Source organism: Bacillus sp. NPDC094064, assembly GCF_050279585.1.
Taxonomy (GTDB): domain Bacteria; phylum Bacillota; class Bacilli; order Bacillales; family Bacillaceae_G; genus Bacillus_A.
Window position 1 is genome coordinate 82,431 of the sequence record NZ_JBNNUI010000004.1, and the last position, 24,441, is coordinate 106,871.

The following is a 24,441-nucleotide window of genomic DNA, read 5'->3' on the forward strand; positions in this document are numbered from 1 at the left end:
GTTTTCTATTTTAATTCGACAACTGTTACGCCTAGGCCTCCCTCGCCCATGTCACCGTAACGGAAGGTTTTCACACCGCGGTGCTTCTTCAAGTACTCTTGAACACCTTGGCGAAGTGCTCCCGTTCCTTTACCGTGAATAATTGATACGCGCGGATAGCTTGCAAGCTGGGCATCGTCTAAATATTTCTCAACGCGCGCCATTGCATTTTCAAATCGTTCACCACGAAGGTCAAGTTCTAATGAAACGTGATAGTCTCTACCTTTTACTGTTGCGACTGCTTTTTTCTCTGTTTGTTTCGGTGTGTTAATGTATTCCATGTTAGACTCTTTCACTTTCATCTTCAGAATACCGATTTGTACGCTCCACTCTGTATCGCTTACTTTTTCAAGTAATTGACCTTTTTGACCGAACGTTAATACTTTTACTTCATCACCTGCGCGCAACTGTTGTTTCGGCGCAGTGTTTTTCACGTTTACTTTTTGTTTCTTCACAAGCTCTGGTGCTGCGCCTTCTAGACGGCTCTTCGCTTCAATAAGCTCATGGTCTTTCACATTTACAAGCTGTGCTTTGCGCAATTGACGTAGTTCTTGAATAATGCCTTCTGCTTCTTTCTTCGCAGCTTCGACTTTTTCTTCGCCTTCTTTTTGCGCTTTTAATAATCGCTCATCACGATCTTCGTTAAATTCAACAATTTGACGTTGTAATTCACGATGAAGTTTTTCAGATTGTTTGCGAAGCGCTTCTGCTTCGTTCCAGTCACGCTCTGCGTTCTTTTGACTTTCTTCTAACTTCGCGATCATATTTTCAATTTTATTTGTATCTGTACTAATATGGTTACGTGCTTGATCAATCACGCGATCAGATAATCCAAGACGCTTCGAAATTTCAAAGGCGTTACTGCGCCCTGGTACACCGATTAATAATTTATACGTTGGACTTAACGTGTTCACATCAAACTCAACGCTCGCATTAATAACTTGCTCACGGTTATATCCGTATGCTTTTAATTCTGGGTAATGCGTCGTTGCAACAACGCGAGCACCACGATTACATACTTCATCTAAAATTGAAATTGCAAGTGCAGCCCCTTCTTGTGGGTCTGTTCCAGCACCTAGTTCATCGAATAAAACTAAGCTTTCAAAATCCGCTTTTTCTAAAATATCAACAATGTTCACCATATGTGAGGAGAACGTACTTAAACTTTGCTCAATCGATTGCTCATCACCGATATCAGCAAAGATATTTTTGAATACACAAATCTCTGACTCATCCATTACTGGAATGTGGAGACCCGATTGCGCCATTAATACACAAATACCAACTGTTTTCAGCGTAACTGTTTTACCACCTGTATTCGGTCCTGTAATAACAATTGTCGTGAAATCTTTACCTAACATAATGTTATTTGGCACGATAATTTCTGGATCAATAAGCGGATGACGTGCTTGTCTTAAATCCATGTAACGCTCGTTATTTACGATTGGTTTCGTTGCTTTAATACGTTTCGCATAAAAAGCTTTCGCAAAAATGAAGTCAAGATTCGCAACTACTTCTACGTTAGATAAAACGATATCTGCTTCTACTGCCACTTCTTCTGTTAACATCAATAAGATGCGTTCAATTTCTTGTTTTTCTTTCACACGCGCTTCTTGAAGCGCGTTATTTAATTCTACAATGACTTGCGGTTCAATAAATAACGTTTGTCCAGAAGCCGATTGATCGTGAACAATACCGCCATATACGCCGCGGTATTCTTGTTTTACCGGGATTACGTAGCGTTCGTTACGAATCGTAACAATCGAGTCAGACAGCATCTTTTGCGCGTTTGAAGAACGCGTCATATTTTCTAACTTTTCACGAATACGGCTTTCCGCAGTACGAATTTGAGTACGAATACCACGCAGTTTATCACTTGCGCTATCGACTACTTCACCGCCATCACCGATGCAATTTGTAATTTTCTTTTCTAAGTCATATAAAGATACAATTTGAGCGACATGAGTTTCTAAAATTGGAAGCTCGACACCATTATCAACCATATCTTCAATGAAACGTTTCATATTACGACTACCGTACATCGTATTCGCAATATCCAGTAGTTCATTTGGGCTTAACATACTTCCGATCTTTGCACGCTTCACATTTGAGCGAATATCCGTAATACCACCTAATGGTGCACTACCTTTTAAACGAATGACTTTCGCTGCTTCATCCGTTGTATCTTGCATCTCTACAATTTCTTCAAAATCGGTGCTCGGCACTAAATGCTTCACTTTATCACGACCAAGTGAAGAGGCTGTATGTTCAAGTAATTGTTCTTTTACTTTATTGTATTCTAATACACGCAACGTTCTTTCTAACATGTTGCAGGTCCCCCTTGTGTTACTTATTACGTTTAATATAGTCTAATAAACGTTCAATATCCCACGTGTTAATCACGTTATCTTTTTGAATCCAACCTTTACGTGCTGCCGCTACACCTGTTTCCATATCTTCTAACATTTCAAGCGTATGAGCATCCGTATTAATCGCTACTTTTACACCAGCATCTTGTGCTTGTTTTAATAATTTCGCGCTTAAATCTAGGCGGTTCGGATTCGCATTTAATTCTAAAACTGTATTTGTCTCTTTTGCGAGCTCGATTAATAAATCTGTATCTACATCATAGCCTGCGCGTCGTCCAAGAAGACGTCCTGTCGGATGAGCAATCATTGTGACATGCTTATTCTCTAGCGCAGCGCGAAGACGTTTCATAATCGTTTCACGGTCTTGTGAGAAGCTAGAGTGAATCGCTCCAATGACATAATCTAGTTCTGCCAATACTTCGTCATCAAAATCAAGCGAGGCATCCGGTAAAATGTCCATTTCAATTCCGCGTAAAATTGTAATGTCTGGGTACTTCTCATTCATACGTTCAATTTCTTTCGCTTGTTCACGAAGACGCTCTTTCGTTAAACCGTTCGCTACTTTTAAGTATTGTGAATGGTCCGTAATCGCCATAAACTTATATCCACGAGCACGACATGCTTGTACCATTTCTTCAATGGAAAAGGCACCGTCACTCCATGTTGTATGCATATGTAAATCACCTTGTATATCAGAGAACTGAATTAAGTTTGGATACTCTTTAATTAATTCAATTTCTTTTCCATCTTCACGTACTTCTGGCGGGATAAATGGAAGACCGAAATGAGCAAAGAACTCCTCTTCTGTTTCAAATGTCTTCACTTCACCTGTTTCCAAGTTCTCTACACCGTACTCACTAATTTTCTCGCCTTTATCTTTTGCGATTTGACGCATTTTTACGTTATGGTCTTTTGATCCTGTGAAATGGTGAAGAGTTGTAATAAACTCTTCTGGTTTTACTAAGCGGAAATCAATTGAAATATCATATTCATATTGAAGACGAACAGAAACTTTCGTATCACCGCTCGCGATTACTTCAATCATATTATCGAATTGCAGTAAATGCTCACGTACTGCAGCTGGTTCTGTCGTTGCAATAATGAAGTCTAAATCTTTCACTGTCTCACGAACACGGCGCAAACTACCAGCGCGAGAAAAACGAATTACTTCAGCAATATTCGACAATTTCTCCTCTATTTCCCCGGCAATAGGCAATACCATCGCAATTGGTAAACGCTCTGGACGAGACCCTACTTGCTCAATTGCTTCTAATATTTTCTCTTCTGTTTTCTTACCAAAACCTGCTAAAGCTTGTACTTTATTTTCCTCACAAACAGCTTTTAGCGAATCCATATCAACAACACCAAGTTCTTTATATAACTTAGCTACCTTCTTACCACCAAGGCCTGGAAGTTTTAATAACGGTAGTAAACTACTCGGTACTTCTTTTTCAAGCTCTTGCAATACTTCAGATGTTCCCGATTCTATATATTCTTGAATAACTGCTGCTGTTCCTTTTCCGATGCCTGGAATCTTTGTAAAATCTTCAATTTCAGAAAGACTACGATCATCAATTTCTAACGCTGCTGCCGCTTTACGGAATGCAGATATTTTAAATGGATTTGCACCCTTCAGTTCCATAAAAAGCCCAATTGTTTCCAGTAATTTAATAACTTGTTTTTTATTCACTTTCATCATTGCCCCGCCTTTCTTTCATAGAAAAAAACTTCCCTTTCCGAAAAAAGAGAAGTTATACTCTGCTACCTGTCTGCCATAGCTCCTTCACCTTTTCAGAAAGAATCGGTGTATCGTCTACAATTATTTTGCTAATTGATGATTTTTGTAATGGTGTTTGTATTTGTTCAATTGGAAGAATCGTTCCAACGATAATTAAGACAAACAAAATAATATACACTTCTAAAAATCCGAGGATTGCCCCCGCAAACGCATTTACTTGCTTTAAAACCGGTATTTCTGCAAACATATTTAATAAATTACCAAGCAATGAAAGTGCGATTTTTGTAATAATAAATAATACGATAAACGCAATCGCTTGATAAAATACAGTTTCGATATTATTTGCATCAATCCATTCTGGAACAGATACATTTTTATCAAATGGATACGGAATAAATTTCGCAAGTGCTGGCGCTAAATCTTTACAGTACCAGTATGCAACAAGGTATGCGATAATAAAGCTTGTTAACTTTACAAGTTGTAGAATAAACCCTCTGCGTAAGCCGAGGAAAAACCCCATAACAAGCAGTAAAATGATAATAATATCAATCATGTTATTCCATTCCTTTTTTTGTCATACTTTCTTTCAATTTTTCATGTTCTTCTTTTAATTTTATGTAATCGTGTATGACGTTTACCGCCGTCAATACCGCTAGTCTACTCGTGTCAAGCGAAGGATTCTTGGCATTGAGTTCGCGCATTTTATCATCCACAATCGCTGCTACCATGCGGATATGACTTGTACTTTCATCGCCAACAACTGAATATTGCTGACCATAGATTTCTACATTAATTCGACTTTTCTTTCCCTTTTGTTGTGACAACTCACCGGCCTCCAATCACGTACAGAATCCTAAAGTTTATCATACCATGAACCATCATATTATGGAAACAGAAAGAACAATCCGATATGATAAAAATAACAATATAAAAAAAGGAGTGACCATCTTGTCAAATTCTATCGTAATACAAACAAGTTCCACAGTAATTGAAGACATGAAACAACAATATAAACAAGCACTTAGCCCCAAAATTCCGCAAGGCGGTATCTTCATGGCAAAGGTGCCATCTTGCACGATTACAGCGTATAAATCCGGAAAAGTTATGTTCCAAGGAGGCCGTGCTGAAGCAGAAGCTTCTCGTTGGCAAACTGTCTCTCAAACACCAAAAACAGCTGTAAAAAAATCTGTCGATTCACACCGTTATGCACCGCCTGCTTCCATCGGTACAATGTCTATCGTAGGGTCTGATGAAGTTGGTACTGGCGATTACTTCGGACCGATGACAGTAGTTGCTGTATATGTGGATGCGAAGCAAATTCCACTTTTAAAAGAACTTGGTGTAAAAGACTCCAAAAACTTAAATGATGATCAAATTACTGCGATTGCGAAACAACTTCTACACGTTGTTCCTTACAGCTCTCTTGTCCTTCATAACGAAAAATATAACGAGCTGTTTGATAAAGGAAATAATCAAGGTAAGCTAAAAGCTTTACTACACAATAAAGCAATTACAAACTTATTAGCAAAAATGGCCCCAACAAAACCAGAAGGCATCTTAATCGACCAATTCACACAACCTGATACATACTATAAATATTTAGCAACACAAAAACAGGTACAGCGTGAAAATGTTTACTTCGCTACAAAAGGCGAAAGCGTCCATTTAGCAGTAGCTGCCGCTTCCATTTTAGCCCGTTACTCATTCGTAAAACAGTTTGATGAACTAAGTAAAAAAGCTGGTATGCCACTTCCAAAAGGTGCTGGTAAACAAGTTGATATCGCCGCTGCTAAATTAATTCAAAAAGTTGGTAAAGAAAGATTACCTGAGTTTGTGAAACTGCATTTTGCTAATACAGAGAAGGCGTTTCGCTTATTGAAAAAATAACTACTTTTTAGTATCGACAGGATTTTTATGAACTAAACAAGGCGAAAAGAATTGAATTCTTTTCGCCTTTTATGAATGAAATATGGGCAAATTAATATGCTGTTTCGAATCGCTAATATACAACATTCTTTATTAAGTAAAAAAGGAGAGTCTCCATGACTCCCCTTTTTCATATTTAACTTCGCTTCTGCTTCTTATTTGATGAAGGTACTTTATGAGAACCCGTTTCATGCGTAGTTGTTCCTTGTCCTTCCACCTCTGGAGAACCTAGGACTGATCTAGAATGATCTGTTTTCACTTTTTTACTCATTGCACTCACCCCCAAGATTACTTTTTACTTAAGGGTAAAAAACTATTCAACATAGCCATATGAACAAACACTCATTTACTCTCCTATCTGTTTTTCACTAATGTCCCATAGACGTTTTGCGGCATCTTTATCCAAGGCAGCTTCAGACGTTTTTCCGATTTGCTTATCGGCATAGTAACAGCCACTATGATTAGTAACTCCAGTTGATTCTGCTAGCCATATTAAAGTTTCAGCACCTTCCTCGGGCGTACGCGAGAAAGGTTTCATTGCTGCCATCGTTAAGCGAGCAACTAGACCATTATGTTGGTTGAAATTCGTAGCCACTAGCCCTGGGTCGAAGCTGTATGCACTAACACCCGTCCCCTCCAACTGCCTTGCCAATTCAGTGGTAAATAAAATATTTGCTAATTTTGATTGAGCATAACGCATGGTAGGACCGCCCATAAACTTCTTAACACCACGATAAAGTTGTTCTGCATCTAAATCACCGAAATCAATTCCCTTTTTAGCCATTTTGTGACCGTGAGATGCGGTGGTGATCACACGAGCAGGAGCACTTTCCTTTAAACGCCCCAACAGTAAATTAGTAAGTAGGAATGGACCTAAATGGTTTACCGCCCAAGTCATCTCCAAACCGTCCTCCGTAAGTTGCCTTGTTTGAAATAAAGCTCCAGCATTATTCACTAATATATCAATTCTCGGACACCTTTCTAAAATCTCAGTAGCTACCTGGCGTATAGATTGTTGGGAAGCCATATCAGCGAAAAATATGTCTACCACTGCATTCCCATTCGTTAAATTTTCAATTTGAGTCATCACATCATTCGCTTTCACTTCATTACGAGCAATGATTCCTAGCTTGGCACCACGTTCTGCAAATACTTTAGCTGCCGCTAATCCAATACCACTTGTTGCACCAGTGATTACTATATACTTGTCACCCAAATTCCACTTTGTATGACTTGGAATGTCCCCCATTGTATCAAAACCCCTTCCCCATAAATGTCGCATTCATTTTACTTATATATGAGGTGAGAAGGAAACTTTGAACAACATCTTTCCCAATCGTAAAATACTTTATAAAATTCGAGTTCTAATTACACCCTGTTCCAATAAAAAAACGAGAGCAATCGCTCTCGTTTTTTTGTATATTTTAGAATTCAGAAGAACCTGGAGTTCTTGGGAATGGAATTACGTCACGGATGTTAGCCATGCCAGTGATGTACATTAGGAAGCGCTCGAAACCTAGACCGAATCCAGCGTGTTTTGTACCGCCGTATTTTCTAAGTTCTAAGTACCACCAGTAGTCCTCTTCGTTCATACCTAGTTCTTTAATTCTGTCTACTAAAACGTCCATTCTTTCTTCACGTTGGCTTCCGCCGATTAATTCGCCGATGCCAGGAACTAGAAGGTCAGTAGCAGCTACTGTTTTACCGTCGTCATTTAAGCGCATGTAGAATGCTTTAATGTCTTTCGGATAGTCAGTTACGAATACAGGGCGTTTGAAGATTTCTTCTGATAAGTATCTTTCGTGCTCTGTTTGTAAGTCAATTCCCCATTCTACTGGGTATTTGAAGTCAGCACCTGATTCTTGAAGTACTTTAATTGCTTCTGTATAAGTGATGCGACCGAAGTCAGAGTTGATTACGTTGTTCATGCGCTCTAGAACTGTTTTATCAACGAAGCTGTTGAAGAATTCCATTTCTTCTGGTGCATGCTCTAATACGTATTTCATTGCATATTTCAGCATATCTTCTGTAAGGTTCATTACGTCGCCTAATTCAGCGAATGCAATCTCAGGCTCAACCATCCAGAACTCAGCCGCGTGGCGAGTTGTGTTTGAGTTTTCTGCACGGAATGTAGGTCCGAATGTGTAAACATCACGGAATGCTAATGCGTAAGCTTCAGCGTTCAGCTGTCCACTTACTGTTAAGTTTGTTTCTTTGCCGAAGAAGTCTTTTGATTCGTCAACTTGTCCGTCTTCACCTTTTGGTACGTTGTTTAAATCTTGCGTTGTTACGCGGAACATTTCACCAGCACCTTCTGTATCACTACCAGTGATGATTGGTGTGTGAACATGTACGAATCCACGCTCTTGGAAAAACTGGTGAATTGCAAATGCTGCGATAGAACGTACGCGGAACGTTGCAGAGAATGCATTTGTTCTTGGGCGTAAGTGAGCGATTGTACGTAAGTATTCAAATGTGTGACGCTTCTTTTGAAGTGGGTAATCAGAATCTGATAAGCCCTCGATATCAATTCTGTCTGCTTTAATTTCAAATGGTTGCTTTGCTCCAGGCGTTGCAATTACTTTACCTTCTACTTTAACTGAAGAGCTAAGTGGAAGCTTTGCAATTTCTTTGAAGTTCTCTAATTCTGTATCGAAAACGATTTGAACGCTTTTGAAGAAGCTACCGTCGTTTAATTCGATGAAACCAAATGCTTTTGAATCACGTAAGTTACGAATCCACCCTGATACTTGTACTGTTTGATCTGCATACTTTTCTGTATCTCTATACAGACTTTTTACTAATGTGTTTTCCATAGTGAAATGCTCCTTTACCCATGTATTTAAATACAAAAAAACCTTTCATCCATAAAGGGACGAAAGGTTAAACTTCGCGGTACCACCCAATTTGTCATAAAGACCAACTTTAACTCGTATGTAATACATACTTCCCGGTTTGTAACAGGCCGGATTCCCGTCTAAGTCTACTCTTGAATACGAGATTCAATTTCGGTTAGCAACTCCAAGGTGTTCTTCACATATACCGCCTCATCAGGCTCTCACCGCCCCTGACTCGCTTTGGATTATAGTATATACTACTTTTCCTTATCATCGTCTTTCATTTTGTTAAACTAAAATTAATGTACTACATTCGAGAGAAAGATGCAAGACGCCAGAAAATATATCGGCGATTTTTACAATATATCAACCGTAACTCCAAATATATCAGCGATTTTCATAATATATCAACCGTAACTTTAATTATATCGGCGGTTCGACACAGAATATCGACCTACCGACACTTTCCGACAATCGTTCCATAAAAAAATTGCCGGAATGAATCCGGCAATTTCTTATTATTTACGTAACTCCGCACCAAATTTCTCTTCTACCGCTGTTAATACACGGTTATGTGCTTCTGTTACTTCTTCGTCTGTTAACGTACGTTCTGCATCGAAGTAATTCATAGAGAATGCAAGTGATTTCTTGCCTTCTTCCATTTTTTCACCTTCGTATAAGTCAAATAGTGTTACGTCTTTCAGAAGTTCTCCACCAGCTTCAGCAATAACTTGCTTCATTTCGCCAGCTTTTGTTTCTTTCGTTACGACAACAGCCATATCACGTGTCATAGATGGGAAACGTGGAATTGCTGAGTAGTAAGTTTCTTCTGCGTCTGCACCGAATACTTTTACAAGAGATAGTTCGAATACGAATGTATTTTTCACATCTAATTGTTTTTCTGCTTCTGGGTGCAATTGGCCGATGAAACCAATTACTTCGCCATCTAATACGATGTCAGCTGTACGACCTGGGTGCATACCTTCACGTTTTGTTGGTGCATATGTGATTTGGTTTGCAACGCCTAGTACGTCGAATAATCCTTCTAACACACCTTTAACTACGAAGAAGTCTACAACTTTCTTCTCACCTTGCCACGCATGGTGAAGAGCAAGACCTGTCATAACACCTGCAAGATGTTGTTCTTCTTTCGGAAGTTCTCCTGCTTCTGTTGGTAAGAAGATAGAACCTACTTCGTATAAAGCAACGCTGTCGTTTTTACGTGCAACGTTGTATGAAACTGCTTCTAACAATTGTGGCACTAAGCTTAAACGAAGTTGGCTACGCTCTTCGCTCATTGGAAGTGCAAGGTTTACAGGTGCTTTTTCGTTTGGCTCAACCATGTATTGTTTCGCTTTGTCAGCGCTTGTTAATGAATACGTGATTGCTTCATATAAACCAGCACCTTCTAGGAAGCGACGTACTTTACGACGTTTCGTTTGTGCTGCTGTTAATTTACCACGAGTCATCGTTCCAGAAGGTAATGTAACTGGAATGTGGTCATAACCGTATAGACGGCCCACTTCTTCTACTAAGTCTTCTGAAATTGTAATATCAGGACGACGTGCTGGTACATTTACATGGAATGTTCCTTCTACTTCTGTGAATGGGAATTTCAAGTTTGTGAACATTGTACCCATTTCACTCGCAGAAATATTTGTACCTAATACACGGTTTACTTTTTCAGCAGTAACAGATACTGTACGCTCTTCTACTTGTAAGTTATCAGCTTCTACTACACCTTCAAGTGCTTCACCACCAGCGTATTTCGCCATTAAAGCAGCTGCGTGTTGAATTGCTTCGAATGTACGTGTTGGGTCGATTCCTTTTTCGAAACGTGCGCTTGATTCACTACGAAGACCTAAGTCTTTTGATGTACGGCGTACTGTTTGACCTGCAAAGTATGCAGACTCAATTAGAACGTTTACTGTATCATTTGTAACTTCAGAATCAGCTCCGCCCATTACACCAGCAACAGCTAAAGCTTTTGTGCCATTTGTAATCACAAGGTGGTGGCTTTGTAATGAACGTTCTTGATCATCTAACGTTTGAATCTTTTCGCCTTCTGTTGCTAGACGAACAACGATTTCTTTTGAACCTAATTTATCGTAATCGAATGCATGTAACGGTTGACCGTATTCCATTAAAATGTAGTTTGTAATATCAACTACATTGCTAATTGGACGAATACCAGCTGCCATAAGGCGCGTTTGCATCCACATTGGTGATGGACCAATTTTTACGTTTTTAACCATTTTTGCAATGTATAATGGATTTTCTTCTTTCGCTTCTACGCTTACAGAAATGTAATCAGAAGTTTTTTCTGCTGTTTCTTGTAAGTCGATAGCTGGAAGTTTCACTTCACGTCCGTAAATAGCAGCTACTTCATATGCTACACCTAACATGTTTAAGCAATCTGCACGGTTTGGTGTTAAACCAAGCTCAAGTACTTCATCATGTAAGTTTAGAATTTCAAGTGCATCCGCACCAACTTCAGCGTCACTTGGGAAGATGAAGATACCATCTGCGTATTCTTTTGAAACTAACTTTCCATCAATGCCAAGCTCTTGAAGAGCACAAACCATACCGTGAGAAGCTTCACCACGTAGTTTTGCTTTTTTAATTTTAAAGTTACCAGGAAGTACAGCACCAACTTTTGCAACTGGTACTTTTAAACCTTTTGCAATGTTAGCAGCACCACAAATAATTTGTACTGGTTCTTCTTCACCGATATCGATTAAGCATTTGCTTAATTTATCAGCTTCTGGGTGTTTTTCACATTCTAATACGTGACCAACTACAACACCTTTTACACCTTTATTTAATACTTCAACACCTTCTACTTCAATACCACTTTTCGTGATTTTGTCTGCTAGTTCTTGTGCTGTTACATCTTTAATATCTACATACTCTTGTAACCAACGATATGATACGAACATATTTATCCTCTCCTTCCCTTACGCTCGTTTGAATTGTTGTAAGAAACGTACATCATTTGTATAGAAATGACGAATGTCATCAACGCCGTATTTCAACATTGCGATACGCTCTGCGCCCATACCGAATGCGAAACCTTGATATTCTTTTGAATCATAACCAGCCATTTCAAGCACGTTCGGGTGAACCATACCTGCTCCTAAAATTTCAATCCAGCCAGTTCCTTTACAAGTGCCGCAACCTTTGCCGTGACACATCATACAAGAAATATCCATCTCTACAGATGGCTCTGTGAATGGGAAGAAACTTGGACGAAGACGGATTTCACGATCTTCACCGAACATCTTCTTCACGAAGACTTGCAGTGTACCTTTTAAGTCACTCATGCGAATATTTTTGTCAATTACAAGACCTTCAATTTGCATGAACTGGTGTGAATGCGTCGCATCATCGTCATCGCGGCGATACACTTTACCAGGACAAATAATTTTAATTGGGCCTTTTTCTTTATTATTTTCCATCGTACGTGCTTGCACAGAAGATGTATGCGTACGTAGTAACGTTTCTTCTGTAATGTAGAATGTATCTTGCATATCACGCGCTGGGTGATCTTTCGGTAAGTTTAGTGCTTCGAAGTTGTAGTAGTCTTTTTCTACTTCTGTTCCTTCAGCTACTTCATAACCCATACCGATGAATACATCTTCAATTTGTTCAACAACAGCTGTTAACGGATGATGACAACCTGTTTCAACAGGACGACCTGGCAATGTAACATCAATTGTTTCAGTAGCTAATTTCGCTTCAATTACTGCTTTTTCTAAGTTACCAATTTTGTCTTCTAGACGCGTTTGAATCGCTTCACGTACTTCATTTACTAATGCTCCCATACGTGGACGCTCTTCTGCTGATAATTTTCCCATACCACGTAATACTTCAGTGATTGGACCTTTTTTACCTAAATACGCTACGCGTACATCGTTTAAGCCTTTTAGCTCTTTCGCTTCTTCAATAAGCGCTAACGCTTGTTGTTTTAGCTCTTTTAAACGTGCTTCCATTTGGAACCCTCCTAATTTTAAAAATAAAAAAACCTCGCTCCCAAAAAGGGACGAGGTAAATTCGCGGTACCACCCTAAATTGACAGAACAAGTCTGCCCACTCATTAGTTATAACGATCAATTCTGACCGGAACGCCTTTACATATACATGGTCCTGGCGTCAACTCCAGAGGTGAATTCACTTCCATCTACCATAAGAATGCTTTCAGTCTACGGCATTCTCTCCCTATATGGCGATTTTGTAAGCTACTCTTCTCTATCAACGTTTTTCGTTATTTAACTTTTATTGTATGTTCAAAAAAGTTCGATACTCAGTTCACCACTTTTTATGAACATGTACTTCAACTTATTATAAGAAGTTTTTTATTTGTTCGCAACTGGACTTTGTAAATAATACGTTAAAATCCCTGCTGCAACCGCAACATTTAATGATTCTGCCCCGCCGCAAATCGGAATATACAAGTTTTGATCCGTTTTTGCAAGAATTTCTTGGCGTACGCCGCTTCCTTCATTTCCTACAATTAATGCAAAACTTCCGGCCGGTGTTACTTCACCATACGGAACTCCATTTTCAAGAGCTGTTCCATATACAGGGACGTGATTTTCTTTTAGCTTGTCTACCCATTCTTCTAAGTTTCCTTTTACAATTGGTAAGTGGAAAATAGAACCTTGTGTAGAGCGGAGTACTTTACTATTATAAACATCAACACAACCTTCTCCAAGCACAACGGCATGAATACCAGCTGCATCAGCTGTACGAATAATCGTTCCTAAATTACCTGGGTCTTGAAGACCATCTAATAAAAGAAATTTCCCATCAGTAAGTACTACTTCTTTCTCATGCTTTTCACAAACAGCAAATACACCTTGCGTCGTTTCTGTTTCACGAAGTACTTTCACAATTACCTCAGGCACGATATACATTTCCACATCATTAACTGTCCAATCTTTCGGAAGGTCCGTCTGATCTGAAACGATAAGTTCTGTTACAACTCCTGCCTTTAAAGCTTCCTCTACTAAATGGAACCCTTCTACAAAAAATAAACCTTTTTTATCGCGCTCTTTTTTCGTCTGCAGCTTTTTCCACTGCTTCACACGCGGATTTTGTACTGAATCAATGTTTTTCATAATATGTATTTCCCTCTCTTCTTGTCTTATCATTATAGCCTATTTTTCATACATATTTACATAAAAAAGAACAAAAACTAACGTCAGTTTCAATTCTGAAAAAGAGGTGAAAATCATGAGTTTTAATTTACGCGGCGCTGTATTAGCGAATGTATCTGGAAATTCACAAGACCAATTACAAGAAACGATTGTCGATGCAATTCAAAGTGGCGAAGAAAAAATGCTTCCAGGTCTTGGCGTTTTATTCGAAGTTATTTGGAAAAATGCTGATGAAAATGAAAAACACGAAATGTTAGAAACACTAGAGCAAGGGTTAAAAAAATAAGCAATAAAAAATCACCTTAGAAAACACTAAGGTGATTTTTTATGCCAGTAAAATTTTTCTTTTCCTAAACATTTCTACTTTACTAACGCTACCCCGATGGAGTACAATGTTCAAAATACATTTAAACCGATCGATTTTTCTTCATATACACCATTAGATAAAGGGAGTGAATGTTTTATGCACCGTATTACGCTTGAACAAGTTTTTAAACACCACATTACACAAAAATACGTAAACCGTTCTGGGATGGTCCACGCGATTGCTGTCGCTTACCATGCGTTTCACTTAGCTAAAAAGCATCACGCCTCAGTCGATGCTGCGACAAAAGCTGGTTTCCTTCATGATATCGGACACCATACGTGGTACACAGGCGGCGAATGGGACTATGACTTATATAAAAAGAATGATATCCATGCAATTAAAGGCGCTGAAAGAGCACATAAATTGCTTATTAGATTAGGAGAACATCCGAAACTAGCAAAAGAAATTTCTGTTGCAATTCTTCTACACACCGATTCTTTCCTATTAGAACAAACGCTTGAAAGAACACCTCTACAAAACGTTATTAAGTGGGCGGATGAAGCCGATGAAGAACCGGGCGGGGCACATCATTATAGAACGATTTCTTATGAAAAAGCATTGAAAGCAATTCAGCAATTAGACCGATTGGTAGAGCGCGAATTGCAAATAGAGCAATCAAAATCGAACAATAAGGCAGAACATAGTTATCAATGAGAGAGAGGCATCACTATAGGGTGATACCTCTTTTATTATTTTTACTAATCATGTAACAAGAAGTTCAATTTAAAAATTTCTAACTTTGTATGTAATATTTGAACATAACATTATAAATAACAATACTTTATAATTATATATAAGAATATAAAAGAGGTGATTTTATACATGCAATCCACTACACAACTTCCATACGAACAGAAACACTCCATGTCATGGGGGCAATTTATTAGCTCTGTCTTATTTGCCTTTTTTGGAACCGGACTTATCACTTTATTTCTAGCATTACCTTTAATGATTTATACAGCTGGTCTCACAAATAAAAAGCAAATAGCCTTATATGATTCTATTGCAAATACTACAAGTATCGCATTGCAACTAGGGATTTTATTGTTCTTCATTTTTAAATACGAACCTGCAAAAAGACTATTACTAGAGGCATTTAACTTTAGGGCACTCAAAGAATGGCGTACATACATATACTTGTTCCTGTTTTTCGCATTAAATATTCTTCTTAATTTCATCATGTCAAATTATGTATTTCAAGACGCAACAAAACAACAATCTTCTGCACTAAACTTAGAAGTTTTTAATCAATATCAAACATTACTACTTATTGGCTTTGCAATACTCACACCCATTTTTGAAGAACTCATTTTCCGTGGCTTCATACTTCGCTTCTTCTCAGAACGCTTTCCATTTTGGATTGCAGCAGTCTTAACGAGTTTCTTCTTCGGTATCGCACACACATACTCACTCGGAGTCATGGTAATCACCTTCTTCATGGGACTTTTAATGGCTATTTTATGTAAGAAAACAAATTCCATTATTCCAGCTATGTTATTTCATATTATGAATAATATGTTCGCCTTTTTAGTATAAAGAGAGGTATCATCCAGATACCTCCTCTCTTTATTCTTTTATCACAACTTCAAACTCTTCTTCCGTTAAAACTTTTCGATAATTCGTTTTCTTTTCTCCTTCTTCACCAGAAGTTAAGACAGGCGTCAGGACAATTTTCGTTACACTATCCTCTAGTTTTTCAAAACGCCAATAACTATTTTTCGATAATGTAAGGCCTGAATCTAGTTTTAACTCTTTACCATCTTGATCCTTCCCGATAAATGTTACGTCTAACTTTGTTCCGTTCAACATCTTATAGTTCAGCTTCGTAGATATAGGAGACACTTTCAAATCTTCCACTTCTATTTTTTGTCCATTTTCCAATTCAAAATGTTTATGGATTGGGATTGTTTTCGTTTCAGCTTTCAATTTGTCTCCAGATGCTTTGAAAGAAAAGCCCCATTCTCCTTTCCATGTTGAATTCCCCTCTTTTAAAACAATATCTCGATACACAACTTGTATATCACATTCTCCAAGAATTTCTAGCGGATTCATTCCATCATCTTTTAAATCTTTATTTGAGAAAAATGTATACGTGTACTCATTTATTTTCTTTTCTCCGCCAGTACCACTGCCGTTTAACAATTTTCCGTTTATATAAATATCAGGACTAGGATGGGCCTCTGCTAAATTAATACGGTTAGACTTAAACGTACTATTAACAATAATCTGCCCTTCATCTATCAACACTTCATCTAACCGCACTTCTACACCGTTATCATAAACTGTTTGTCCTATTGTCGTTTTATATTCTTTTAAAGGTTCGCCTCTACTGTTTACGTAGTCTTCCATTTTACTTCCGATTAACGGTATATCTGCAATCATCCTTCTCATGTCTACAGTCATCATCATGATAAATAATGCCGCAGCAGATGTTATAATCGCTACATTCCTTTTCGTATGAGCTTTATTCTTTTTTATTTTTTTACGAATTCGCTTTTTCATTTTCTGTTTCTCTATGTGAGTTAAGTTAACCTCTTCATATTCATTCTCATCCATTTTTATATCATTTAACATTTCATATAGATCTTTCATTTCCTTCACCTCTTTTCTTATTTATTTCATCCGGTTATGTAAAAATAATGCCCTTAACTTCTTTCGACCTCTTGATAGACGATTGTATATAAAAGAAGTTTTCACTCCCATTTTCTCCGCAATATCTTCTACACTATCTTCTTCCACGTAATGCTTCATAAAGATTTCTTTATCGTTCTTCTTTAAATGATTTAATATATGTTCCATATCATTACTAATTTCGTTTTCAAGAGTAGTATGCATCGCTATTTCACCTATTTGGTCTAATCCTTTTTCATTTACTGTCTTCGCATATTTTCTTGCATAATCAATAGATTTATATTTTGTAATAGCTGCAATCCAATTTTTTAATGTATTTTTCTCTTCATCATACTTTTCAATATGATTCCAAATTGCCAATAACACATCATCCATGCATTCCTCTTGTACATCTTGAAACGAAGCTAAATGCTTCTGAATAATACTTTTTATAAGTCCACCGTAATGATCGATAATAAAGTATAGTGCTTTTTCGTTCCTTTTCCTTAGCTGATTCACAACGTTCTCTTCTGTAAGTTTCATGTGTCCCCTCCTCTCTAACGTGCTCTACATCTATTAATTCGTATCGTCACTACTCATTTCTATCAAATTATATACATTTATTAATAATACCCAAATAAAAAAAGCAGGGAAATTAATTCCCTGCTTTTCTATTTCGTTTATTGCCTGATGGTAAGAAGAACGATAGCACCCAAGCAACACCCGCGAGTATTGTTGCAATTAAGAAGGCATCGTTAATACCGTTAATTGCAGATAGCTTTGAAATTTGTCCATATAATAGTTGCGTACTCATCGCATCTCCTGCTTGCGCTGAGCCGGCTAATGCCGCTAAGCTTTGCCCCATACCGTGTACTTTATCAACTAATATTGGGTTTGACGTTGTTAACATATTTCCGTAATCTGCTACGTGAGCAGTCGTTTGTTGCGTCATAAGCGTAATTAATATCGCCGTTCCGATTGAACCAGCTACTTGTCTTGACGTATTTTGCGTCGCTGTACCGTGAGAAATTAATTTCATCGGCAATGCGTTCATACCAGCTGTCATAATTGGCATCATAATGAATGACATACCAATCGAACGTATAATATAATCCGTCATAATAACGCTATACGGTGTATCCATCGATAACGTTGTAAATTTATATGTCGCAAATGTCGTAATCGCTAACCCAACAATCGCTAATGGACGAATGCCATATTTATCGAATAACTTTCCTGCTACTGGTCCCATAATCCCCATAATTAATGATCCTGGAAGGAGTAATAGACCAGATTCCATCGGCGTAAAGCCGCGAATATTTTGCAAGTATACTGGAAGTAATAGCATACCTCCGAATAATGCCATTGTTACGATTGCGTTAATTACTAATGTGAAAGTAAACGTTGGATATTTAAACACTTGTAAATCCAGCATTTTATTGTCTGTTGTTAACTCTCTCCAAATAAATACTGCTAAACCAATGACACCGATGATAAGTGTTATAATAACTTCTGCACTAGTCCAGCCATTATTTCCAGCTTCACTAAATCCGTACAGTAAGCTACCTAGTCCAATACTTGAACTAATAACACCAAATACATCTAACTTTGTTTTAGACACCGGCTGTGCTAGTGTAAAGAATTTTAAAGATAAGAACGTAATAATTAAGCCAACCACAAACATTCCATAAAACATTAAGTTCCAGCTATAATTTTCAATTACCCAACCTGTTATAGTTGGTCCGATAGCTGGCGCTAAAATCATCGCTACCCCTAATAATCCCATCGCTGCTCCGCGCTTATGAGGAGGGAATAATGTCATGAAGATATTCATACCAACAGGCATTAAAATACCTGCACCAACCGCTTGAATAATACGGCCCGTCATCATCATTGTAAAGTTACCTGATGTAGCACAAATGATAGATCCTACCGTGAAAAATAGCATTGCCGCTACAAATAATTTACGATACGTAAACCGTGAAACTAAAAAGGCACTAATCGGTACTAAAATTCCATTTACAAGCATGAAGCCTGTAATTAACCATTGGGCCGTTGAAGTTGATACGTTAAATTCGTTCATTAACGGAGGCAATGCAACATTAATGATCGTTTGATTTAAAATAGAAATGAACATACCGAGAATTAATACCGTTACAACTGCTTTTACATTCACATTCTCTACTGGTAATTGTCTTTTCAGCATTTCTTTTTCCTGTTTTACTTGCTCTTGCTTCCCTGTTTCTAATTCTACAACGTTAGAAGCTTCTGTTTCTTGTTTTTGTTCGATTTCTTTCTCTTCTATTTCTACCTTACTTACTTCTATTTTACTTACGGCTGGGACTTGTTCTTCTCCCACGTTCGTTTTTTTCTTTCGTAAAAGACGATTTACAAGGAAGAAGACGATTATACAAAATAGTGCATATCCTACAATTGCAATTGAGGACATTTCATCTCCCCCTTACTTATGAATACGAACTGACACATTCATTCCAGGAACAATATTTACTGATTTACTATGATCTAAAGAAATTTTAACTGGTACAACTTGCTTTACTTTCGTATAGTTCGCTGTTGCGTTACTTGATGGTAACATTGAGAATGTATTTGCTGTTGTTAATCCAACTTGTTCTACTTTTCCTGTTAACGTTGTATCTGGGTATGCATCTACATACACATCTACTGTTTGGCCTTTTTGAACATCATCAATAGTTGTTTCTTCAATATTTGCTGTTACCCACAAATTATTCATATCAAATGCGTAAGCAATTGGGCTTCCCGCTCCAACGAAGGCATTTGTTGTTGCGTTTGATTGTACAACTGTTGCATTTTGCGGAATTGTTACGTCTACTGTTTGTTCTCCATTAGCCGCTGCTACAGTGACAGCACCTAACTTATCGTTCTCATTGTAATTTTTGCCTACTTCAGCTTTCCAGTCGGTTAATTTACCCGCTACTGGTGACGCAATTGGAATTACCTTTCCGTCAATTTTTGCATTGTCTGTTTTTAAATAGTTTTCCGTTTGATTGTAATAGTAATAACCGCCGATACCGCCGCCAACTAATACAATTAATGTGATAATGTTGATAATTACCATTCTTCGAAACTGATTCATTGCATTCCTCTCCTTATATCGCATATAATTTTTTTCTAAACTATTTACATCCTTATTGTTTATATTGTTTAATTGTTAATTATATTAACTTTTAAACAAAAAAATCACACCTTTGCAGTGTAAACTGTAATTCGTCTACCTGCGAGCGGTGCTGATTACTGAAGGACTATCGTTTATAATTATAAATAATTATTTTGAATCTACAACCGACAATTTAAGCATGAAATGTCGGTTAAACAACAAAATAATATAAATGTGTTGTTTAAATATAAAAAACTAAACAAGGAGAAGTTAAAATGTCTATTAAAAATACAAATGATCCCCGTGTAAAACGAACGAGACAACTCATACAGGATGCTTTTGTCGCTTTAGTAGGCGAAAGAGGATTTGAAAATGTAACTGTTCAACATATCGCAGAACGTGCTCCTGTAAATCGTGCTACGTTTTATAGCCATTACCACGATAAATATGACCTATTAGAAAAAAGTATTGAAGAAATGTTAGAGAAGTTAACGGAAGTAATTAAACCGAAAATTAGAAATAAAGAAGAGTTTCAACTGACATTCGATTCACCACATCCGACATTTTTGGATTTGTTTGAGCATATCGCAGAAAATGCTCAGTTCTATAATGTTATGCTTGGTGATAAAGCAGCTGGAAACTATACTCATAAAATGATGAAAGCCATTCAAACATACTTAACATTAAGCTTATCTATTTCACAGCCTAACGATGAAAAACTTATGGTCCCTCGTGACATTCTCATTAGCTATGTTACTGGTGCTCATCTAGGAATGATTATGTCATGGCTTAAAAAAGGTATGATCTATACCCCACATTTTATGGCCATGCAATTAACGCGCTTAATTATTTTAGGGACCCATACTGCTGCAGGATTAGAAAGACCTTTTTAAAACGTAAAAAAGCGAAGGAGAATCTCCTTCGCTTTTTTCTATTAATTAAAAGTAATGTTATGTACAGCCTCTTTATCAAGACGTTTAATAACTTCTACAATTAACTTCACTGCATTTTCATAATCATCACGGTGTAACATTGCCGCATGTGAATGGATATAGCGCGTTGCAATCGTAATTGCCATAGATGGAATACCGTTTACAGCAATGTGAATGGCACCTGCATCCGTTCCACCACCCGCTACAGAGTCATATTGGTATGGAATTTGTAATTCATCAGCAACATCAACTACAAAGTCACGTAAACCTGTATGACCAATAACAGAAGCATCATATAAAATAATTTGCGGTCCATCACCCATTTTACTTTGCGCTTCTTTTGCCGTTACACCAGGTGTATCCCCAGCGATACCAACATCTACTGCGAATGCGATATCTGGTTTAATATAGTTTGCAGATGTTTTCGCACCGCGAAGACCGACTTCTTCTTGTACAGTCCCTACGCCATATACAACGTTCGGATGCTTTTCATCTTTTAATTGTTTTAATACGTCAATTGCAATTGCACAACCAATTCGGTTATCCCATGCTTTTGCAAGCAACATTTTTTCATTCTTCATCACTTGGAATTCAAAGTACGGTACAACTTGATCTCCAGGTCGCACGCCCCATTCCATTGCTTCTTCTTGGCTAGAAGCACCGATATCAATGAACATGTCTTTAATGTCAACTGGCTTTTTACGTGCTTCTGGAGGTAAAATGTGTGGTGGTTTTGAACCAATTACACCTGTTACATCTCCTTTACGCGTTACAATGGTTACGCGCTGTGCAAGCATAACTTGTGACCACCAGCCACCAACCGTTTGGAAACGAAGGAAACCTTTGTCATCAATTTGCGTAATCATAAAGCCAACTTCATCTAAATGACCTGCAACCATAATTTTCGGGCCGTTTTCTTCCCCTACTTTTTTCGCAACTAAACTTCCTAAATTATCAGTAGAAAGTTCATCTGCAAACGGCTCGATATATTTCTTCATTACTTCACGTGGTTCACGCTCGTTACCAGCAATACCACGTGCATCTGTTAATTCTTTTAGCATTGTCAATGTCGCGTCTAATTTTGTCATTGCCAACACCCTCCTTTTTCTTCAGTCACTTCATTATACAATAATTAAATTGAAATATTCAAAAATTAAATTAGTATCCTTGTGTTTGACGCTGATGATTTACTTCATTTTTGTCTAAATACGCTTTCTCAATCTCTTCTTGTTCAAATTCAAGCGCCTGTCCAAGTCGAAGATAGCTTGTAAATAATTCAATATAGTTTGTAATAGATGGTTGATCTGTAAAACGAATCACTTTCGCATATGTGTCTAGGAAAATTTCTACTTGTGTTTTATTCGTTTGTGCACACTTATAGAATAGGAAGTTTTTATCAATACCTAAATCAATTCCGATTGATAAAATAAAATGTAAACCATCTACGTATTCTTCTAATATCACTTCACGTTCTGAAGCTGGTTTGTTGCTCCAATATTTAAAACAACGTGTTTCGTTTGCAAGTTCTCCGATTTCCACAAGAAGAGCTAACATTTTTTCTTTCAACAACTTTTTCGGTTGTAAATCATGTTCTTTCGCAATACGGTCATCTAATTCCTTTTGTAATTTAAATAGTTGTAGTAAGTCCATTCTATTGTCCTCCTCCAACATCGCATTTTATGCAACAATGTTGTTTCATCTCAAAGTTCATTATTATGTTTCAGTTCTTATTAACAAGTCAGCTATCTAACTCTTTATAAAATAGCTTGTCCTTAATTTACAAATACGTTTCAATCATCACTATTCGATTGTTCACACGATCGGTAATAGCTAATACTTAGCCAAGGGTAGCACCCACTGATTAAAGTTTTACTTCATCTGATGAAAGTTCCATATCATCTTTCCATTATAGCAGTGTCGTTTCTGCTAGGAAAGATACTCTTCTTTCCAAAGGAGCATAAATAAAAAAAGCCAGGAAGATTCTCCCGACTTTATACATATATTCTTCTATATTGCTGTAGTTTTTGTATTGATTTTGTCATATCAATAACGATAATATGTAGGGGATTTTACAAACCATGGAACATTTGCAATACATATAAACAAAAAACCTTAGAAGATTTCTCTTCTAAGGTTTTAACTAATTAGTTAATGTTGTTTTTTGCAACTGTTGCTAATTCAGCGAAAGCTTTTTCGTCATGAACAGCTAAGTCAGCAAGCATCTTGCGGTTAACTTCGATGCCAGCATTTTTAAGACCGTGCATTAAGCGGCTGTAAGAAAGACCATTCATACGAGCTGCTGCGTTGATACGTGTAATCCATAATTTACGGAAGTCACGTTTCTTTTGACGGCGGTCACGGAATGCATACATTAGAGATTTCATAACCTGTTGGTTAGCAACCTTGAATAATGTATTTTTTGAACCGTAGTAACCTTTTGCTAATTTAATTACTTTTTTACGACGTTGACGAGTAACTGTACCACCTTTTACTCTTGGCATAATATTACCTCCTAATTGTTCTATATATCAGCCGAACTTATTTTAAGTTGTCAAGCATTTGACGAATGCGTTTGAAGTCACCAGCGCTTACTACACCAGCTTTACGTAGTTTACGTTTAGCTTTTGTAGATTTGTTAGCGAATAAATGGCTTGTGTAAGCGTGAGAACGTTTCAGTTTACCTGATCCAGTCTTTTTGAAACGCTTTGCAGCGCCGCGATGAGTTTTTTGTTTAGGCATAGGTATTTCCTCCTCTATCTATTACTTATCGTTTTTCGGTGCTAAAACTAAGAACATACTACGTCCTTCCATTTTAGGCTTAGATTCGATTGTACTAACTTCAGCACAAGCTTCTGAGAAGCGATCTAAAACACGTTGACCGATTTCTTTATGAGTAATGGCACGTCCTTTAAAGCGAATTGACGCTTTAACCTTGTCGCCTTTCTCTAAAAACTTGATAGCATTACGAAGTTTTGTGTTAAAGTCGTGTTCATCAATTGTTGGACTTAAACGAACTTCTTTCATGCTAATTACTTTTTGATTTTTGCGCTGTTCTTTTTCTTTCTTCTGTTGCTCAAAGCGGAATTTACCGTAGTCCATAATGCGGCATACTGGCGGTTTCGCATTTGGAGCAACTAATACTAAATCAAGATTAAGATTTGCAGCTAAGTCTAAAGCATCATTACGAGACTTGATTCCAAGTTGATCGCCATTTGCGCCAACTAAGCGTACTTCACGTGCACGAATTTGCTCGTTAATCATCATATCCTTGCTAATAGTAAGCCACCTCCAAGGTTTTCTCAGAACATATTTTGTAGTCATAGAACCC

General features: G+C 37.5%; 24 protein-coding genes and 3 other annotated features (1 of these 27 cut by a window edge). Of the genes, 5 read left to right on the forward strand and 19 right to left on the reverse strand.

Annotated features, from left to right (window positions below):
- Window positions 1–5 precede the first annotated feature (5 nt).
- Genes ACQKNI_RS10960 through zapA form a run of 4 tightly spaced genes read right to left on the reverse strand, consistent with a single transcriptional unit; the run spans window position 6 to window position 4,970 of the window.
- Window positions 6–2,366: an endonuclease MutS2 gene (locus ACQKNI_RS10960; protein ID WP_088230789.1), complete on the reverse strand. Its 2,361-nt coding sequence runs from the start codon at window positions 2,364–2,366 to the stop codon at window positions 6–8.
- A 19-nt stretch (window positions 2,367–2,385) separates the two neighbouring features.
- A complete protein-coding gene (polX, locus tag ACQKNI_RS10965) occupies window positions 2,386–4,104 on the reverse strand; it encodes a DNA polymerase/3'-5' exonuclease PolX (RefSeq protein ID WP_088230790.1) in 1,719 nt (572 codons plus the stop codon).
- A 55-nt stretch (window positions 4,105–4,159) separates the two neighbouring features.
- The gene (locus tag ACQKNI_RS10970; protein WP_088230791.1) at window positions 4,160–4,699 is read right to left on the reverse strand and encodes a CvpA family protein; all 540 of its coding nucleotides are present in this window, start codon (window positions 4,697–4,699) and stop codon (window positions 4,160–4,162) included.
- 1 nt (window position 4,700) lies between these two features.
- Entirely contained in the window at window positions 4,701–4,970 is a 270-nt protein-coding gene (gene zapA / locus ACQKNI_RS10975) for a cell division protein ZapA (protein WP_000082701.1), read from the reverse strand.
- 124 nt (window positions 4,971–5,094) lie between these two features.
- Here zapA and rnhC point away from each other — a divergent pair, with 124 nt between their 5' ends.
- A complete protein-coding gene (gene rnhC / locus ACQKNI_RS10980) occupies window positions 5,095–6,033 on the forward strand; it encodes a ribonuclease HIII (RefSeq protein WP_088230792.1) in 939 nt (312 codons plus the stop codon).
- A 175-nt stretch (window positions 6,034–6,208) separates the two neighbouring features.
- On the opposite strand, the gene ACQKNI_RS10985 is transcribed toward rnhC, so the two are convergent.
- From ACQKNI_RS10985 to ACQKNI_RS11010, 6 genes are all read right to left on the reverse strand, one after another.
- Window positions 6,209–6,343, reverse strand: a complete 135-nt coding sequence (locus ACQKNI_RS10985) for a YuzL family protein (RefSeq protein WP_002138569.1) — start codon at window positions 6,341–6,343, stop codon at window positions 6,209–6,211.
- Between the two features lie 75 nt (window positions 6,344–6,418).
- Window positions 6,419–7,321: an SDR family oxidoreductase gene (locus ACQKNI_RS10990; protein ID WP_088230793.1), complete on the reverse strand. Its 903-nt coding sequence runs from the start codon at window positions 7,319–7,321 to the stop codon at window positions 6,419–6,421.
- A 175-nt stretch (window positions 7,322–7,496) separates the two neighbouring features.
- The gene (gene asnS, locus ACQKNI_RS10995) at window positions 7,497–8,888 is read right to left on the reverse strand and encodes an asparagine--tRNA ligase (RefSeq protein ID WP_088230794.1); all 1,392 of its coding nucleotides are present in this window, start codon (window positions 8,886–8,888) and stop codon (window positions 7,497–7,499) included.
- Window positions 8,889–8,940: 52 nt separating this feature from the next.
- Window positions 8,941–9,192: a binding site (T-box leader), on the reverse strand.
- A gap of 235 nt (window positions 9,193–9,427) precedes the next feature.
- Window positions 9,428–11,848: a phenylalanine--tRNA ligase subunit beta gene (pheT, locus tag ACQKNI_RS11000; RefSeq protein WP_088230796.1), complete on the reverse strand. Its 2,421-nt coding sequence runs from the start codon at window positions 11,846–11,848 to the stop codon at window positions 9,428–9,430.
- An 18-nt stretch (window positions 11,849–11,866) separates the two neighbouring features.
- Window positions 11,867–12,901 (reverse strand): phenylalanine--tRNA ligase subunit alpha, encoded by a 1,035-nt coding sequence (pheS, locus tag ACQKNI_RS11005; RefSeq protein WP_088230797.1) that lies wholly within the window; start codon window positions 12,899–12,901, stop codon window positions 11,867–11,869.
- Between the two features lie 43 nt (window positions 12,902–12,944).
- Window positions 12,945–13,173, reverse strand: a binding site (T-box leader).
- A gap of 91 nt (window positions 13,174–13,264) precedes the next feature.
- The gene (locus ACQKNI_RS11010) at window positions 13,265–14,062 is read right to left on the reverse strand and encodes a TrmH family RNA methyltransferase (RefSeq protein ID WP_140417361.1); all 798 of its coding nucleotides are present in this window, start codon (window positions 14,060–14,062) and stop codon (window positions 13,265–13,267) included.
- Window positions 14,063–14,144: 82 nt separating this feature from the next.
- On the opposite strand from ACQKNI_RS11010, the gene sspI reads away from it, so the two are divergent.
- The 3 genes from sspI (at window position 14,145) to ACQKNI_RS11025 (ending at window position 15,971) form a co-directional block, all read left to right on the forward strand.
- Entirely contained in the window at window positions 14,145–14,354 is a 210-nt protein-coding gene (gene sspI / locus ACQKNI_RS11015; RefSeq protein WP_000009509.1) for a small acid-soluble spore protein SspI, read from the forward strand.
- Between the two features lie 177 nt (window positions 14,355–14,531).
- On the forward strand, window positions 14,532–15,089 hold the full coding sequence (locus ACQKNI_RS11020) for an HD domain-containing protein (protein WP_088230799.1): 558 nt from the start codon (window positions 14,532–14,534) through the stop codon (window positions 15,087–15,089).
- Between the two features lie 168 nt (window positions 15,090–15,257).
- On the forward strand, window positions 15,258–15,971 hold the full coding sequence (locus ACQKNI_RS11025) for a CPBP family intramembrane glutamic endopeptidase (protein ID WP_088230800.1): 714 nt from the start codon (window positions 15,258–15,260) through the stop codon (window positions 15,969–15,971).
- Window positions 15,972–16,001: 30 nt separating this feature from the next.
- Here ACQKNI_RS11025 and ACQKNI_RS11030 read toward each other — a convergent pair whose 3' ends face one another.
- The 4 genes from ACQKNI_RS11030 to ACQKNI_RS11045 form a co-directional block, all read right to left on the reverse strand.
- On the reverse strand, window positions 16,002–17,027 hold the full coding sequence (locus ACQKNI_RS11030) for a DUF4179 domain-containing protein (protein WP_088230801.1): 1,026 nt from the start codon (window positions 17,025–17,027) through the stop codon (window positions 16,002–16,004).
- Between the two features lie 21 nt (window positions 17,028–17,048).
- Window positions 17,049–17,588 carry a sigma-70 family RNA polymerase sigma factor gene (locus ACQKNI_RS11035; protein WP_088230802.1) on the reverse strand — a complete coding sequence of 180 codons (540 nt, stop codon included), beginning with the start codon at window positions 17,586–17,588 and terminating at the stop codon, window positions 17,049–17,051.
- Window positions 17,589–17,700: 112 nt separating this feature from the next.
- On the reverse strand, window positions 17,701–19,494 hold the full coding sequence (locus ACQKNI_RS11040) for a DHA2 family efflux MFS transporter permease subunit (RefSeq protein ID WP_088230803.1): 1,794 nt from the start codon (window positions 19,492–19,494) through the stop codon (window positions 17,701–17,703).
- Window positions 19,495–19,506: 12 nt separating this feature from the next.
- Window positions 19,507–20,160, reverse strand: coding sequence for an HlyD family secretion protein (locus ACQKNI_RS11045; protein ID WP_071771032.1), 654 nt, complete (start codon window positions 20,158–20,160; stop codon window positions 19,507–19,509).
- A gap of 296 nt (window positions 20,161–20,456) precedes the next feature.
- On the opposite strand from ACQKNI_RS11045, the gene ACQKNI_RS11050 reads away from it, so the two are divergent.
- Entirely contained in the window at window positions 20,457–21,074 is a 618-nt protein-coding gene (locus ACQKNI_RS11050) for a TetR/AcrR family transcriptional regulator (protein ID WP_088230804.1), read from the forward strand.
- 41 nt (window positions 21,075–21,115) lie between these two features.
- Here ACQKNI_RS11050 and ACQKNI_RS11055 read toward each other — a convergent pair whose 3' ends face one another.
- The 5 genes from ACQKNI_RS11055 to infC form a co-directional block, all read right to left on the reverse strand.
- On the reverse strand, window positions 21,116–22,201 hold the full coding sequence (locus ACQKNI_RS11055; RefSeq protein WP_060632484.1) for a M42 family metallopeptidase: 1,086 nt from the start codon (window positions 22,199–22,201) through the stop codon (window positions 21,116–21,118).
- 70 nt (window positions 22,202–22,271) lie between these two features.
- The gene (locus tag ACQKNI_RS11060; protein ID WP_000365050.1) at window positions 22,272–22,763 is read right to left on the reverse strand and encodes a dUTP diphosphatase; all 492 of its coding nucleotides are present in this window, start codon (window positions 22,761–22,763) and stop codon (window positions 22,272–22,274) included.
- A gap of 494 nt (window positions 22,764–23,257) precedes the next feature.
- A complete protein-coding gene (gene rplT / locus ACQKNI_RS11065) occupies window positions 23,258–23,614 on the reverse strand; it encodes a 50S ribosomal protein L20 (protein WP_001138362.1) in 357 nt (118 codons plus the stop codon).
- A 37-nt stretch (window positions 23,615–23,651) separates the two neighbouring features.
- Entirely contained in the window at window positions 23,652–23,852 is a 201-nt protein-coding gene (gene rpmI / locus ACQKNI_RS11070) for a 50S ribosomal protein L35 (protein WP_001125945.1), read from the reverse strand.
- Window positions 23,853–23,873: 21 nt separating this feature from the next.
- Complete coding sequence (gene infC / locus ACQKNI_RS11075; RefSeq protein WP_000973214.1) at window positions 23,874–24,377, reverse strand: translation initiation factor IF-3; 504 nt, start codon at window positions 24,375–24,377, stop codon at window positions 23,874–23,876.
- A 62-nt stretch (window positions 24,378–24,439) separates the two neighbouring features.
- Window positions 24,440–24,441, reverse strand: a sequence feature (ribosomal protein L20 leader region); it runs 119 nt beyond the window's last position.

Bases quoted from the DNA above. Each gene is read 5' to 3' on its own strand.
- ACQKNI_RS10960 (WP_088230789.1), bottom strand. From the start codon at position 2,366: ATGTTAGAAAGAACGTTGCGTGTATTAGAATACAATAAAGTAAAAGAA.
- polX (WP_088230790.1), bottom strand. From the start codon at position 4,104: ATGAAAGTGAATAAAAAACAAGTTATTAAATTACTGGAAACAATTGGG.
- ACQKNI_RS10970 (WP_088230791.1), bottom strand. From the start codon at position 4,699: ATGATTGATATTATTATCATTTTACTGCTTGTTATGGGGTTTTTCCTC.
- ACQKNI_RS10985 (WP_002138569.1), bottom strand. From the start codon at position 6,343: ATGAGTAAAAAAGTGAAAACAGATCATTCTAGATCAGTCCTAGGTTCT.
- ACQKNI_RS10990 (WP_088230793.1), bottom strand. From the start codon at position 7,321: ATGGGGGACATTCCAAGTCATACAAAGTGGAATTTGGGTGACAAGTAT.
- asnS (WP_088230794.1), bottom strand. From the start codon at position 8,888: ATGGAAAACACATTAGTAAAAAGTCTGTATAGAGATACAGAAAAGTAT.
- pheT (WP_088230796.1), bottom strand. From the start codon at position 11,848: ATGTTCGTATCATATCGTTGGTTACAAGAGTATGTAGATATTAAAGAT.
- pheS (WP_088230797.1), bottom strand. From the start codon at position 12,901: ATGGAAGCACGTTTAAAAGAGCTAAAACAACAAGCGTTAGCGCTTATT.
- ACQKNI_RS11010 (WP_140417361.1), bottom strand. From the start codon at position 14,062: ATGATAAGACAAGAAGAGAGGGAAATACATATTATGAAAAACATTGAT.
- sspI (WP_000009509.1), top strand. From the start codon at position 14,145: ATGAGTTTTAATTTACGCGGCGCTGTATTAGCGAATGTATCTGGAAAT.
- ACQKNI_RS11020 (WP_088230799.1), top strand. From the start codon at position 14,532: ATGCACCGTATTACGCTTGAACAAGTTTTTAAACACCACATTACACAA.
- ACQKNI_RS11025 (WP_088230800.1), top strand. From the start codon at position 15,258: ATGCAATCCACTACACAACTTCCATACGAACAGAAACACTCCATGTCA.
- ACQKNI_RS11030 (WP_088230801.1), bottom strand. From the start codon at position 17,027: ATGAAAGATCTATATGAAATGTTAAATGATATAAAAATGGATGAGAAT.
- ACQKNI_RS11035 (WP_088230802.1), bottom strand. From the start codon at position 17,588: ATGAAACTTACAGAAGAGAACGTTGTGAATCAGCTAAGGAAAAGGAAC.
- ACQKNI_RS11040 (WP_088230803.1), bottom strand. From the start codon at position 19,494: ATGTCCTCAATTGCAATTGTAGGATATGCACTATTTTGTATAATCGTC.
- ACQKNI_RS11045 (WP_071771032.1), bottom strand. From the start codon at position 20,160: ATGAATCAGTTTCGAAGAATGGTAATTATCAACATTATCACATTAATT.
- ACQKNI_RS11050 (WP_088230804.1), top strand. From the start codon at position 20,457: ATGTCTATTAAAAATACAAATGATCCCCGTGTAAAACGAACGAGACAA.
- ACQKNI_RS11055 (WP_060632484.1), bottom strand. From the start codon at position 22,201: ATGACAAAATTAGACGCGACATTGACAATGCTAAAAGAATTAACAGAT.
- ACQKNI_RS11060 (WP_000365050.1), bottom strand. From the start codon at position 22,763: ATGGACTTACTACAACTATTTAAATTACAAAAGGAATTAGATGACCGT.
- rplT (WP_001138362.1), bottom strand. From the start codon at position 23,614: ATGCCAAGAGTAAAAGGTGGTACAGTTACTCGTCAACGTCGTAAAAAA.
- rpmI (WP_001125945.1), bottom strand. From the start codon at position 23,852: ATGCCTAAACAAAAAACTCATCGCGGCGCTGCAAAGCGTTTCAAAAAG.
- infC (WP_000973214.1), bottom strand. From the start codon at position 24,377: ATGATGATTAACGAGCAAATTCGTGCACGTGAAGTACGCTTAGTTGGC.